Consider the following 12,732-nt stretch of genomic DNA (forward strand, 5'->3'; position numbering starts at 1 on the left):
GTGGGCGTTTCCGGTTCTCCGGGGACGCCCACTTTGTTGTACCGGGGTGGGACGGGGTGGGCCGGGTCGGCGGCCGTCGGATGGCTGGGCCCCCGCATCGGGGGGCCGGATCACTGAGGTGCGGCACCGGGCCGGATCGCCGGACGGGCCGTCCGTCGTGGGTCACCGGTCCAGGAGGTGGGCCCGGTCGTGGTCGCGGTACAGCGCCAGCAGTGCGGCCCGGTCCGCGGCGGTGAAGCGGCGATAGGTGCTGCCGGCCGGGACGGCGGGGACGACCGGGGCGACCGGGGCGACCGGGGACCACCAGACCGGCTCCGGGCACCGGAATCCGGTCCGGCGCAGGGCGGCCCGGTGCACCTTGTGGGTGGCGGTCACCGGCAGCGCGTCCAGGGTACGTACGAACCGGGGAGCCATCTTCGTCCCGAGATCGGACTGGGCGGCGAGGAAGGCCACGAAGCCGTCCGGGTCGAACGCCGCGCCGTCCCGCAGCGCCAGGGCCGCCATGACCTGATCCCCCGCGACCGGGTCGGGTACCGCGTACACGGCCACACCGGCCGCCGGGGCGTACCGGGCGAGGATGTTCTCGATCATCGCGGCGGCCAGGTTCTCGCTGTCGACCCGCAGCCGGTCATCCGCCCGCCCGGCGAAGTGGAAGAACCCCTCGGTGTCCCGGAAGAAGAGGTCGCCGGTCCAGTACCAGCCCGCGCCGGCCCGGTCTTCGCCCCGGCCGCGGGTGCGGGCGGCGGTCGCCTCGGGGTTGCGCCAGTAGCCCTCGAAGGAGCTGCGGCCGCGGTTGACCAGCTCCCCTGTCGCCTCGCCCCCGTTGAGCAGCCGGCCCGCAGGGTCGAGGCGGGCACGCGGCAGCTCAACGCCGGTCTCCGGCTCGACGACGGCGAGATCGTCTCCGGGGGCCGCCCGGCCGATGGCGCCGGGCGGGGTGTCCGGGGTGCGCCGGATCGCCGCGCCGCCCTCGGAGGAGCCGTACCCCTCGGTCAGGCGGACGCCGAACCGTTCGGCGAAGCGGGCGGCGTCGACGGCGCCCGCTTCGGTACCGAAGCCGCAGCGCAGCGTGTGGCCCCGGTCGTCGGGGGCGGGCGGGGTGGCGAGCAGGTACTGCACGGCCCGGCCGACGTAGGTGAAGTAGGTGGCCCCGTAGCGGCGCACATCGGGGAGGAAGGCGGAGGCCGAGAACCGGCGGCGCAGCGCCACGGCGGCCCCTCCGGCCAGCGCCGGGGCCCAGCCGGCGATCACGGCATTGCCGTGGAACATCGGCATGCAGAGGTAGTGGACGTCATCCCGGCGCACCCCGAAGTACCTGGCCAGCGAGTGTCCGGCGGCGGCCAGCCGGCCCTGGGTGCACAGGGCGGCCTTGGGCGCGCCGGTGGAGCCGGAGGTGAAGTAGAGCAGCATGCGGGAGGCGGGGCCCGGGGTGCGGGTGGCGCCGTGTCCGCGTCCGCGTCCGCCGGCCGTGATCCCGTCGGGCGTCGCGCCCTCGTACGGCCCGAGCAGGTCCCGGTAGGCCGGGTCGTCCACGACGAGGATCCGCCGGGGCGGGATCGGGAGGTCCAGGCCGGCGAGCAGGGGCAGCTGGGCGCGTTCGGTGATCAGCAGCGCGCAGTCGGTGTGGCTGATGTCGCGGACGAGTTCCGGTCCGCGGCGGGTGGGGTTGATCCCGGCGACCGCGGCCCCGGCGAGTGCCGCCGCGCTCAGCCACAGCGGGTACTCGGGCACATTGCCCAGCAACACCCCGAGGTGGGGCTCGGCACCGCGTGGCAGCAGCTCCTCCAGCAGTGCCGCCCGCGCGGCGGCGCCGCCCGCCAGCTGGTGATGGGTGAGCACCAAGTCCTCGTACTTCGCTCCCACCCGGTGATCACCCCACTGCGCCCGGACGAGCTCCGCGACGGTGGCGGCGCCGGAACGTTCCTGACCGCTGGTGCCGTTGGCTGCCATGGCGTCGGAGGGTAGCTGACGTTGCGTCAGGTGGGGAGGGGGGTGGGGCCCGCCTTCCCGGGGGCCTGGCGGGGGGCCGGGGTGGCCCGGCGGGGGTGCGGTGCCGTGTCCCCCGCCGGGGCGTCGGGATGTCAGGGCGCCAGGGCGTCAGGACTTCGGGGCGTCGGGACGTCAGGGCGTCGGGACGTCGGGACGTCAGGAGAGGTCGACGTCCGAGCAGGCATAGAAGGCGTTGCCCGTGTCGGCGATGTTCCAGACGCCGAGGATGAGGTGGCGGCCGGATTTCTGGGTGGGGACGGTGCCCTGGTGCTGGACGGTTTCGCCCGGTCGGGCGCCGCCCATGGGGACCGTCATGAACGGCTGGGGCTCCAGGTCGGCGCGGGTGAGCGGCTTGCCGGGGTCGTAGCCGTCCTTGGTGATGAAGTACTCGAAGTCCGTGGTGGCATGGCGCGCCGTCAGCCGCCAGGTGAAGGTGTAGCCCTGCCCCGACGAGAGCTTGATGCCGGGCCACTTTCCCCCGCGCGGATCGTCCAGCTGGGCGAAGTTCCGCTGCCCGCCCGAACAGATCCTGCCGTCCGCCGGGCCGGCGGACGGGAAGCCCTTGGGGCCCTCGACACTCTGCGGTTCGTACTGGATCGCGCCGCAATCCTTGACGGTGCCCTTGGCGCAGAGCGCCTGCCGACTGGGCGGTGCGTCGCTGTAGCCGTGACTGGAGGCGCTGTCCGTCGAGAGGAGGGAGACACCGAGGACGCCGAGGCCGATCACGGCCGCACTGATCTTTTTGCGCATGCTTCGCTCCTGAAGAACGTGGGGGAGTTCCGTGCCGGGAGAAAGGCAGTGCACTGCGATGCCGAACCGTGCGGTCTAGACCAAGTAGCAGAGTAGGGCTGCGGCATTGGCATGTCCAGACCAATCGCGCGCGGGTATGGCGCGGTTCCGTGCCGGGGTGGCGCGGTTCCGTGCCGGGTGGAGCGGACCCGCATGGGCGCGGAGCGCCCCCCGGCCGCGTCCGGTCAGGTCACGTCAGGCCAGGCCGGGCCGGGTCGGGTCGGGGTGAAGCCAGACCAAGCCGATGCAGGTCAGGCCAAGCCGATGCAGATCGGGTCAGGTCAGGTCAGGTCAGGCTGCCGTCGTGAGGGGGGCCGTGGTGGGGCGGGCGGCGGCCTGGACGAGGGCCGTATAGGTGCGGCGGAGGGCGATCAGGGACTCCTGGGCCTCGCGGTAGACGGCGGCGTCGGGACCGCCGCGGTGGGCGAGGGTCCGTACGGGTGCACAGTGGCGGTCCATCGCGCTGAGCCAGGCACGGTGCTGTGCCGGGAGATGACGCCGCAGCAACTGGCGCCTGCCCTCGCCCATACGGCGTCCGCCGATACCCAGCACCGCTTCGGCCGCCTGGAGGACCGGCGGCTCCAGGGCACCCTGTTCGGCGAGCGCGCCGAGCACCGCACGCTGCTGCGGTGTGGCCGGCGCGGCCGTCAGTTCCGCCGCTTCGGCGAGGAGCTGGGCGCGCAGCGCATGCTGGACACGGACCAGGCGGCGCAGCGCCGTCGGGGTGGAGGAATCGTCGGGTGACCGGCCCGCAAGGGTTTCGGCGAGCCGGAAGAGCCAGATCCCGTGCGCCTCCAGACGGGTCGCGGCCAGCATCAACCGGTCCAGGCGGCTGAGCGGCTGGCCCTCCGGCGCCCAGCGGACGATCGGCACGAGCACTTCGGTGCGGGCCAGTTGGTCTATGGGGATATGGCGGCGGGGCTTGCGTTCGGGGACCCAGTTGTGGAGCGCGAGGGTGGGCAGGGCGACGAACTGATCATGATCGATACGGTGGGCGATCGCCGCCCACAGATCGAGAAACGCCTCGTCGGCGACCTCGCGAGCGGCCGGAGCCTGCGGGTCGAGTCCACCCCAGCCGCAGGAGACCGCGATCACCGCGATCCGCAGGGCGGCGGCCTCCGCGTTGCGCAGGGAGAGGCGCGAGACGCGTTGCCGCAGGGCGGACAACTCCTCGGCACGGCGAGCTCGTTCGACGAGCGCGATGGCGGCCTCACGGTCGGGCGCGACCGCGGCCGCGCGCGCCATGGCGTCCAGCCGCGTCCAGGTCCCGATCATGGAACGGACGGGCGGCCGCTCGGGCAGAAAGCCGTGGGCACAGGGGTCGTGCGGGGAGGCGGAGGCAGGTTCGGCGGACGCGGCAGAAGCGGCGGAGGCGCCCGGGGTGGCCTGGGTGGCCTGGGTGGCCTGGGTGGCCTGGGTGGCCGACGGTATGCCGGCGCCGGGAGCGGTCGACGCCACGCGCGCAGGTCCCGTCGGCACCCTGCCCCCGCCCGTAGCCGTGCCCGCGGACCGGGCCGCGGGCACATCCGCAGCTCCGGTGGGGCTCAGGGCCCCCGCCGCAGCCCCGGCCGTGGTCGCAGCCGTGGTCGCAGTCGCATCCGTAGTCGTAGTCGTAGTCGTAGTCGTAGTCGTAGTCGTGATCATGATCGCCCTGTCCCCCCTCAGCACTTCCCGGCGAACAGCCGGGCCAGGTGAGTGTCCATGTCGAGATAGCGGTCCTCATGGCCGGGCGGGACGATCGCCGTGGTCTGCTCCAGCCAGGCGGTCAGCTCGACCGCACGCACCGACAGCTCACACACGCTGTCATCGGTGGAGAGCTCGATGTGTACCCGACGTGATGCGCCCGGTCGGCGGAAGGGCCACACCCGTACGTCCCCCTCACCTGCTTCGTCGTACAGCCCCGCCAGCAGCAGATCACGGGCGAACAGCCAGGTGGCCACCTTCTGGCCACGGCTGATGAACGCGACCTCGACCTCGTACGGGCGGTCGCTGCGATAGCTGAACCGGCCGGCCACCGGAACCGCTTCGTCCGGCCCGAGGAGGAGCTGCATCTCAAGGGTGCGCTTGGCTGTCGACACCACGACGATCAACCTTTCCGACGGAGGGGCGAGTCCCGGGGACCCGGTCCGGGGCGCGCGTCCTGGCAGACGTTGCTGTGGAGGATGGGGTTGCAAAGGGGAGAGGAGGAGTGACGGACGCCATGGCCGACACCCTCCGGGCGCGCTCCGTTCTTTCGTCCCGACGGTCGCTTCAGCCTCTCAACCGGCAGGAGATATCGCATGTTGACGGGGCAACTGATGGCCTACCGCCATGGAGTCAATGAAATCGATCTTCGTGGAGCAATGCGGGCGGACCATGGGACGAAGGCCCTCGCACCAAGAGTCTTTTGCCCCCTTATGGGGCGACTGCCCGATGAGGTAGACGGAACAGCCGGACGCCGGCGCAAGTGGCGGGGATCACATGGGCCGAGCGCGTGAGTACGGCGGCCGGGGGTACGGAGCACCTCTCGTGTTCGTGTAAAGTTCTTCAGGTCAGCGCGCGCCGCTAGCTCAGTTGGTTAGAGCAGCTGACTCTTAATCAGCGGGTCCGGGGTTCGAGTCCCTGGCGGCGCACGTAAGACTGAGGCCCCTCGCCATGCGGGGGGCCTCAGTCATGGGGTCGACCGGACGGACGCCCGCCCCCGCCCCCCTCTCCTCTCCTCCCGCCACCCCGGACTGCGGCAGCCGATTTCCTTGCGATCACAAATGGTAATGAGCCGATCGCACACAGATTCACCCGCCCGCGGCACCCCCACTTTCACTCGGACTCACCGTTCCGCCGCCCATGCCTTTCCGCCCTCACCCCCCGGCCCCGCCCTCGACCGACGGCCGCGACCCCGGCGACCCCGGCGGACGAGCCGGGCCGAGGCGGCGACGGCGAGGCCATGGCAACAGGACTCCGGAAATCGCGACCCCGTCACCCACGGAAGGCGCTTCCGGTACTCCCTCGACGGCGGTCACCCATAGGCCGGGCGAGCAGAGATTTCCTCGCCCTCCCTCCCGGAAAGTGGCCACACCTTCGGCCAAATCGGCATACTCGGAGGTAACTTCATCGGAGTCGGCAAACGGGCCGAACGCGCCGTGGAAACGCCCCTCGGCCAGCCGGCCGGCACATTCCCGCAGACGCCGGCCCCTACCGCGCCTCCACCCCCTCAAGTCCCCTGAGCAGGACGTTCGTTCAGGCGGTGGTGACCTCCGCACCCTCCGCCGCACCCCGGCCGGGAATCCCTCGGCGCGCCGGCCACCTTTACCGGTTGATGGCGGATCGGCCGGGGAATTACCGGTCCGGAGCGGCCCCTTTACGCACGGGATTCTTTCGAACACCCAGAGCGAGGGAGCCTCGGCGATTGCCTCGATATCCGTTGACAGCGGGAGAATTGGCACCAGTCCCGTATCAAAGTGACGTGCCCCCGCGCCACCCCCGGCCCCGTCTTGCGCACTCTTGTACACAATTCCCTGGACAACTCTTGCCATCACGACGGCGGTTAGGGAACCTGACCTGATCACTCGGCGAAATGAGGGCCGCATCCAGCCGAGTGGGACCAGTCGGGAACGCCGGATGGCGTGATGTGAACACGGGGAAATCGCCGCTTGGCAGGATCGCGGCAGCGTTGCATACGCAATCGGAGGACGGCTGCCAACCGTTCGACGGTGCAGTCGGCCGACAGCAAAGCGCCCGAGTCGGTCGCGGGGGACCGCGGACTCGGGCCATCAGTACAGACGGCACGCAGCCAGTGTTGCGTGCGGGGGGATGGACTCATGACGTCGCCGCCTGACGGCTCCCGGCCGCAGCGCCCGTACGACCCGTCGGCCACGACGCGCCTGCGCGTGCCACGCCAGCAGCGGCAGCGGCGGACCCAGCGCAAACCGCTGCCGCGCTATGACTACGAGCACTACAGCCGGCTGGCCGGGCCGCTCACCCGGCCCGACCCGGACAAGCCCTACAAGGTCCGCTACCGCTCGCTGCTCGCGGACGAACCGCACCGCATACGGGCGGCCCTGCTGCTCGGCGCCGCGCCGCTGGTCTCGTTCGGGCTGCTGGTCTGGCTGATGCAGCCGAACCACTGGACCGAACGCGACTACCCGGCCTATGACTTCCTTCCGGCGCTGGACGTCGTCATGCTGGTCTCGATCGGGCTGATCGAGCTGTTCCGGTGCATGAATGTGCTGTCCAACGCGCATGCCACCCTGGTCGCCCGCGACCCCGTCCCGGTCATACCCGAGAGCGGCACCCGGGTCGCCTTCCTCACCTCGTTCGTACCGGGCAAGGAACCCCTCGCCATGGTGACGAAGACGCTGGAGGCGGCGGTCAAGATCCGCCACCGCGGTCTGCTGCACGTCTGGCTGCTGGACGAGGGCGACGACCCCGAGGTCAAGGAGGTCTGCCGGCGCCTGGGCGTCCACCACTTCAGCCGCAAGGGCGTCCCGGAGTGGAACCAGGCCAAGGGCCCGCACCGCGCCAAGACCAAGCACGGCAACTACAACGCCTGGCTGCAGGCGCACGGCGACGCCTATGACTACTTCGCCTCCGTCGACACCGACCACGTGCCGCTGCCCAACTACCTGGAGCGGATGCTGGGCTTCTTCCGCGACCCGGACGTCGGCTTCGTCATCGGCCCGCAGGTGTACGGCAATTACGACACCTTCGTCACCAAGGCCGCCGAGTCGCAGCAGTTCCTCTTTCATGCGCTGGTCCAGCGGGCCGGCAACCGCTATGGCGCCCCGATGTTCGTCGGCACGTCCAACGCCGTGCGCATCAGCGCGCTGAAGCAGATCGGCGGGCTGTACGACTCGATCACCGAGGACATGGCGACCGGCTTCGAGATGCACCGGCACAGCAACCCGCAGACCGGGAAGAAGTGGCGCTCGGTCTACACCCCGGACGTGCTCGCGGTCGGTGAGGGGCCCACGGCCTGGACCGACTTCTTCACCCAGCAGCTGCGCTGGTCGCGCGGGACGTACGAAACGATCCTCAAGCAGTTCTGGAAGGCGCCGTTCACGCTGCCCGCGGGCCGGCTCTTCAACTACACCATGATGGTGATCTTCTACCCGATGTCGGCGCTGAACTGGATCCTGGCGGCGCTCAGTTGTGCGCTGTTCCTGGGTCTGGGGGCCTCGGGTGTGCAGATCGATCCCGCGGTGTGGATGATGCTCTACGGCAATGCCTCGGCGCTGCAGATCGGCCTGTACATCTGGAACCGGCGGCACAATGTCTCGCCGCACGAGCCGGAGGGCTCCGGCGGGGTCGCCGGCATGGTGATGTCCGCGCTGTCCGCGCCGATCTACGCCCGGTCGCTGTTCGATACGGTGCTGCGCCGCAAGAGCAAGTTCGTGGTCACGCCGAAGGGCGACTCGTCCAGCCCGGACACGCTCTTCGGGACCTTCCGGGTGCACCTGTTCTTCCTGCTCGTCTTCGGGGGCTCGCTGGTCGCCTCGTTCGTGCTGGGGCACAGCCACCCGGCGATGGTCACCTGGGCCACGCTCGCGATGCTGATCACCGCCGCGCCGATCATCGCCTGGCGGGTGTCCGTACGGGGTGAGGAGCGGAAGCGGAGGGCGGCGGCTGCTGCCGGGCATGCCGAGGGTGTGGGTGCCGAAGGAGCCGCCGGTGGTGCCACGGACGGTGCGGTGCCTTCCGCCGCTCCGGCCGCCGGCCAGTCGGCCGCTCCTTCCGCCGGCCCGTCTGTGGGCCCTGGCCGGGCGCCCGGCCAGGCCCCTGACCAGGCCCCTGACCTGGGCCATGGTCAGACCACTGATCAGGCCAGCGCCCCGGCCGTCAGCTCCGAACAAACCCTGCAGATCGCCCTTGGGGGACGTCACACATGAAGTACCGTCCGAACCGTCGCACCCGCCGAGTGGCGATAGCGGCGGCGGTGGTGCTCGCGCTCGCCGCGATGAACGGGCCGGCCCTCTACGGCTTCGCCTCGGAGCAGTACCACCAGTACAAGATCAACGAGCCCGGGTACAAGGCGGCGAACGGCCACTGGGACGTCGTCAACGTCCCCGACAAGTACCGCATCAACACCATCCACGCGGCCCTGCTGCACACCGGGAAGGTGCTGCTGGTCGCCGGCTCCGGCAACAACGCGGCCAACTTCAAGGCCAAATCGTTCCGTACGGTCCTGTGGGACCCGGAGAAGAACACCTTCAAGAACATCCCCACGCCCAAGGACCTCTTCTGCTCCGGGCACACCCAGCTGCCCGACGGCAAGCTGCTGGTGGCCGGCGGGACCCAGCGCTACGAGAAGCTGAACGGCGATGTGAAGAAGGCCGGCGGCCTCATGATCGTCTACAACGAGGACCCGGACGCCCCGAAGACCTTCCCGGCCGGCACGCTCTTCACCGGCAAGAAGAACGGCAAGACCTTCGCCTCCAAGGACCCGGTCGTGGTGCCGCGGGCGAAGAAGAAGACCGACCCGAAGACCGGCAAGGTCACGGTGGTGCACAGCGAGGCCCGGGTCTATGTCGAAGCGCTCAAGGACGGCCGCGGCTACTCCACCGGCTCCCAGGACAACTACCGGATCCACGGCCTGACGGGCGCGGCCGCCCACAACTTCTACGGCATCGCGCAGAAGTTGTCCTTCGACAAGAAGGACTTCCAGGGGATCAAGGACTCCTTCGAGTTCGACCCGGTGGCCGAGCGCTACGTACCCGTGGACCCGATGAACGAGGCCCGCTGGTACCCGACGCTCACCACGCTGCAGGACGGCAAGGTCCTCTCCGTCTCCGGGCTGGACGAGATCGGGCAGGTCGTCCCCGGCAAGCAGGAGGTCTACGACCCGAAGACGAAGAAATGGACCTACCTGCCCAAGCGGCGCTTCTTCCCGACCTACCCGGCGCTCTTCCTCACCGACCAGGGCCGGATCTTCTACACCGGCTCCAACGCCGGCTACGGTCCGGACAACATCGGCCGCACCCCCGGCATCTGGGACCTGAAGTCCAACAAGTTCCAGGTCGTGCCCGGGATGAGCGATCCGAAGATCCTGGAGACCTCGATGTCGGTGCTGCTGCCGCCGGCCCAGGAGCAGCGGTACATGGTGCTGGGCGGAGGCGGGGTCGGCGAGGACCCGAAGTCCACGGACAAGACCCGCATCGTGGATCTGCACGCCCCGTCGCCGCGCTTCAAGGACGGTCCCCCGCTGTATGCGAAGGCCCGCTACCCGAGCAGCGTGATCATGCCGGACGACACCGTGCTGACCACGAACGGCTCCGGTGACTACCGTGGCCGCAGCGACTCCAACATCCTCAAGGCGGAGCTGTACGACCCGGCGACCAACTCCGCCCGCCAGGTGGCCGACCCGCTGGTGGGCCGTAACTACCACTCGGGTGCGCTGCTGCTGCCCGACGGCCGGGTGATGACCTTCGGTTCGGACTCCCTCTACGCCGACAAGGACAACACCAAGCCGGGCGTCTTCCAGCAGCAGATCGACCTCTACACCCCGCCGTACCTCTACCGGAAGTCGCGCCCCGAGCTGACGGAGAAGGGGCCGAAGACGGTCTCGCTCGGCAGCAGCGCGACCTTCGGCTCCCCGCACGCCGCCGGCATCAAGAAGATGCGGCTGATGCGCCCCGGCTCGTTCACCCATGTCACCAACGTCGAACAGCGCTCGATCGCACTGGACTTCACGGTGGCCAAGGGCGGGGACGGGGTGACGGTCACCCTGCCCAAGGACCCGTCGCTGGTGCCGCCCGGGTGGTACATGCTGAACGCGGTCGACGGCCACGGCACGCCGTCCAAGGCGGTGTGGGTGAAGGTGCCTGCGACGCGGGGTCGGTGAGTGTGACCGCGGCGGTTGCCGCAGCAGGTCCGGCCGGGCCTGCTGCGGCACCTGCCGCCCGCTATTCGGCGCTCCGGGCCAGCCCGAGGGCGTACTTGGGCCACCAGGTGCCCGCCTTGGGGCCGCCCTTGCAGGTACCGTCCGACTCCCCCGGGCGTTTGATCCACAGGTAGGCGGCTATTCGGGGGTCGCCGGTCTTGGTGGTCGGCGCGGTGCCCAGGGCGCGGCCGGGCGGGTTGCACCAGTTTTCCGGGTCGTCCCCGCCGGGGGCCGGGCCGTTGCCGTTGCGGCTGGTGTCGATGACGAAGGGCTTGCCGCCGACCATGGCGGACAGCCGTTTGCCGTACTTGGTGTTCTCCGCTGTGGTCTGGTAGTTGGAGATGTTCAGCGCGAAGCCGTCGGCGCGGTCGATGCCGGCCCGCTTGAGGGGTTCGACCATCTGGCCCGGGTCCTTGATCCAGTGGGGGTTTCCGGCGTCCAGATAGACCTTGGTGTGGGGCAGCGCCTTGAGCTTGCCGACCGCCTCCGTCAGCAGGGCGTAGCGCTCCTCGTGGAACTGCTGCGGGGTGCACTTGTCCGCGATGTGCGGCAGCGCGTCGGGCTCCAGGATGACGGTGGTGGCGCGGTCGCCGATGCCTTTGAGTACGCCGTCCAGCCAGCTCCGGTAGGCGTTGCCGTCGGCCGCGCCGCCCTGGGAGTAACGGCCGCAGTCGCGGTGCGGGATGTTGTAGAGAACGAGCAGCGCCTCGCGGTCGGCCTTGGCGGCCGCCTGGGTGAAGCCGCGCGCCTCCCCCTGGGGGTCGTCGACACCTATCCATTCCGCGACCGGCTGCGCCGCGATCTTGTTGGCCAGGCGGGCGTCCGCGGCCTTGCCCTCGTCGCCGTAGTCGGATACCTGACGGGCCGCCTTGCTGTCGGGGTTGACCCAGAACGGGGCGACGGCCTTGGGGCGTTGGCCCGGTTTGGCCGGGACGCTGTCGTCACTGCCGCCGGACGAGGAGCAGCCGGCGAGCAGCAGCAGGGCCAGTGCCCCCACCACCGTCCTCGTCGAGGCCGCCCCGGCATGCGCGGTCCGCCGCCGGCCGTCGCGGGGCCCGCCGGGCGGACCGGCACCGGCCGTCCGTCGCAGATCGCCGTACATCCACTCCCCCTCGGAACATCGAACAGGGCCGGCGGGGACCGCCGGTCTCACCATCGTGGCACACGGGCATCCGCCGGGGTCGGCCTGTGAACGGGCTGTCCACAGGCTGCTAAGACGCTTGACGAATGGCGCTCGTGATGGTTCAGCCGCCCCGTGTGCCCTCGGCCTGAAGGGACGTCAAATAGGCCGACACCACGACCACGTTCGAGGCCCCGCTGCCACGGGCAGGCGGGGCGGCGTGGCCGTGACCGCCCTCAGCGTCGCCCTCGCCGTCGACGACGATCAGCCGGAGTTCGGAGCGGCCCCGGTCGCGGGCGGCGTAGGCCCGGCGCGCGTCGAAGCGGTCGCGGTCGTAGAGCTGGACGTCCTCGACGGTGAAGCGTGCGGTACTGCCGTCGGAGCGATGGATGTCCACCCGCTCCCCCGGCCTGAGGGCGGTCAGGCGGTGCACGAGGGTCTGCCGGGCACGTGGGTCGCGGTCGGCGCCGCCCCGGCCCGCGAGCAGCGCCGCGCCCGCCTCGCCCGGTCGCGGTCCGTCGGCGTACCAGCCGACGAGGGCCGGCGAGGTGTCCGGGGGCGGGGTGAGGATGCCGTGCTCGTCGAGGCCTCGTGCGACGATGCCGCCCTCCCGTACACCGAGGGCGTCGATGGTGAGGCCCACGGGCTCCGCCTTCACGGCGGCGGGCAGCGGCGCATGCGCCTGCGGAGGGGCCTGACGGCCCAACGGGCGCCCGACGGCGGCGACATCACCGGTCGTGGCGTGCTGCGCGGCCACCCCGTCCGCCAGGTCGCGGCCCCACAGCCACAGCCCCAGCAGCAGCACGGCCCAGGCCACACCGGCGAGGAGCTTTCCGGGGGTGGTGGCCGGATGGCGATCGCGATGGCGGCTGGGGCGACGGCTGAGGCAGAGGGTGTGAGCGGGGGTGTGAGCGGGGGCGGAGCTGGTGCCGGAGTTAAGGCTGGGGTTGGGGCCAGGGTGGCGGCTGTGGTGGCTGTG

8 protein-coding genes and 1 tRNA gene are annotated in these 12,732 nt (G+C 70.8%); 3 read left to right on the forward strand and 6 right to left on the reverse strand.

Annotated features, from left to right (window positions below; all coding sequences use genetic code 11):
• Nucleotides 1-162 precede the first annotated feature (162 nt).
• The 4 genes from CFW40_RS12175 to CFW40_RS12190 form a co-directional block, all read right to left on the reverse strand.
• Nucleotides 163-1,950 (reverse strand): AMP-binding protein, encoded by a 1,788-nt coding sequence (locus tag CFW40_RS12175; RefSeq protein ID WP_088797806.1) that lies wholly within the window; start codon nucleotides 1,948-1,950, stop codon nucleotides 163-165.
• 195 nt (nucleotides 1,951-2,145) lie between these two features.
• Complete coding sequence (locus tag CFW40_RS12180; protein WP_088797807.1) at nucleotides 2,146-2,739, reverse strand: lytic polysaccharide monooxygenase; 594 nt, start codon at nucleotides 2,737-2,739, stop codon at nucleotides 2,146-2,148.
• Between the two features lie 330 nt (nucleotides 2,740-3,069).
• Entirely contained in the window at nucleotides 3,070-4,236 is a 1,167-nt protein-coding gene (locus CFW40_RS12185) for a hypothetical protein (RefSeq protein WP_256331498.1), read from the reverse strand.
• A 203-nt stretch (nucleotides 4,237-4,439) separates the two neighbouring features.
• Nucleotides 4,440-4,859, reverse strand: a complete 420-nt coding sequence (locus CFW40_RS12190; RefSeq protein WP_256331497.1) for an SsgA family sporulation/cell division regulator — start codon at nucleotides 4,857-4,859, stop codon at nucleotides 4,440-4,442.
• 457 nt (nucleotides 4,860-5,316) lie between these two features.
• Between CFW40_RS12190 and CFW40_RS12195 the strand changes: the two genes are divergently transcribed.
• The 3 genes from CFW40_RS12195 (at nucleotide 5,317) to CFW40_RS12205 (ending at nucleotide 10,594) form a co-directional block, all read left to right on the forward strand.
• Nucleotides 5,317-5,390 (forward strand) — tRNA-Lys (locus tag CFW40_RS12195).
• A 1,185-nt stretch (nucleotides 5,391-6,575) separates the two neighbouring features.
• Complete coding sequence (locus CFW40_RS12200; RefSeq protein WP_088797808.1) at nucleotides 6,576-8,642, forward strand: glycosyltransferase family 2 protein; 2,067 nt, start codon at nucleotides 6,576-6,578, stop codon at nucleotides 8,640-8,642.
• Complete coding sequence (locus tag CFW40_RS12205; protein ID WP_088797809.1) at nucleotides 8,639-10,594, forward strand: kelch motif-containing protein; 1,956 nt, start codon at nucleotides 8,639-8,641, stop codon at nucleotides 10,592-10,594. The genes CFW40_RS12200 and CFW40_RS12205 overlap by 4 nt, the downstream gene beginning before the upstream one ends.
• Nucleotides 10,595-10,655: 61 nt before the next feature.
• On the opposite strand, the gene CFW40_RS12210 is transcribed toward CFW40_RS12205, so the two are convergent.
• Both CFW40_RS12210 and CFW40_RS12215 read right to left on the reverse strand, forming a co-directional pair.
• Complete coding sequence (locus CFW40_RS12210; protein WP_088797810.1) at nucleotides 10,656-11,735, reverse strand: glycoside hydrolase family 6 protein; 1,080 nt, start codon at nucleotides 11,733-11,735, stop codon at nucleotides 10,656-10,658.
• Between the two features lie 142 nt (nucleotides 11,736-11,877).
• Nucleotides 11,878-12,570, reverse strand: coding sequence for a sortase domain-bontaining protein (locus CFW40_RS12215; RefSeq protein WP_088797811.1), 693 nt, complete (start codon nucleotides 12,568-12,570; stop codon nucleotides 11,878-11,880).
• Between the last annotated feature and the right edge of the window lie 162 nt (nucleotides 12,571-12,732).

Source organism: Streptomyces sp. 2114.4 (genome assembly GCF_900187385.1).
Lineage (GTDB): Bacteria > Actinomycetota > Actinomycetes > Streptomycetales > Streptomycetaceae > Streptomyces > Streptomyces mooreae.

Coding starts and splice junctions, on each gene's coding strand:
- CFW40_RS12175 (WP_088797806.1), bottom strand. CDS start 1,950: ATGGCAGCCAACGGCACCAGCGGTCAGGAACGTTCCGGCGCCGCCACC.
- CFW40_RS12180 (WP_088797807.1), bottom strand. CDS start 2,739: ATGCGCAAAAAGATCAGTGCGGCCGTGATCGGCCTCGGCGTCCTCGGT.
- CFW40_RS12200 (WP_088797808.1), top strand. CDS start 6,576: ATGACGTCGCCGCCTGACGGCTCCCGGCCGCAGCGCCCGTACGACCCG.
- CFW40_RS12205 (WP_088797809.1), top strand. CDS start 8,639: ATGAAGTACCGTCCGAACCGTCGCACCCGCCGAGTGGCGATAGCGGCG.
- CFW40_RS12210 (WP_088797810.1), bottom strand. CDS start 11,735: ATGTACGGCGATCTGCGACGGACGGCCGGTGCCGGTCCGCCCGGCGGG.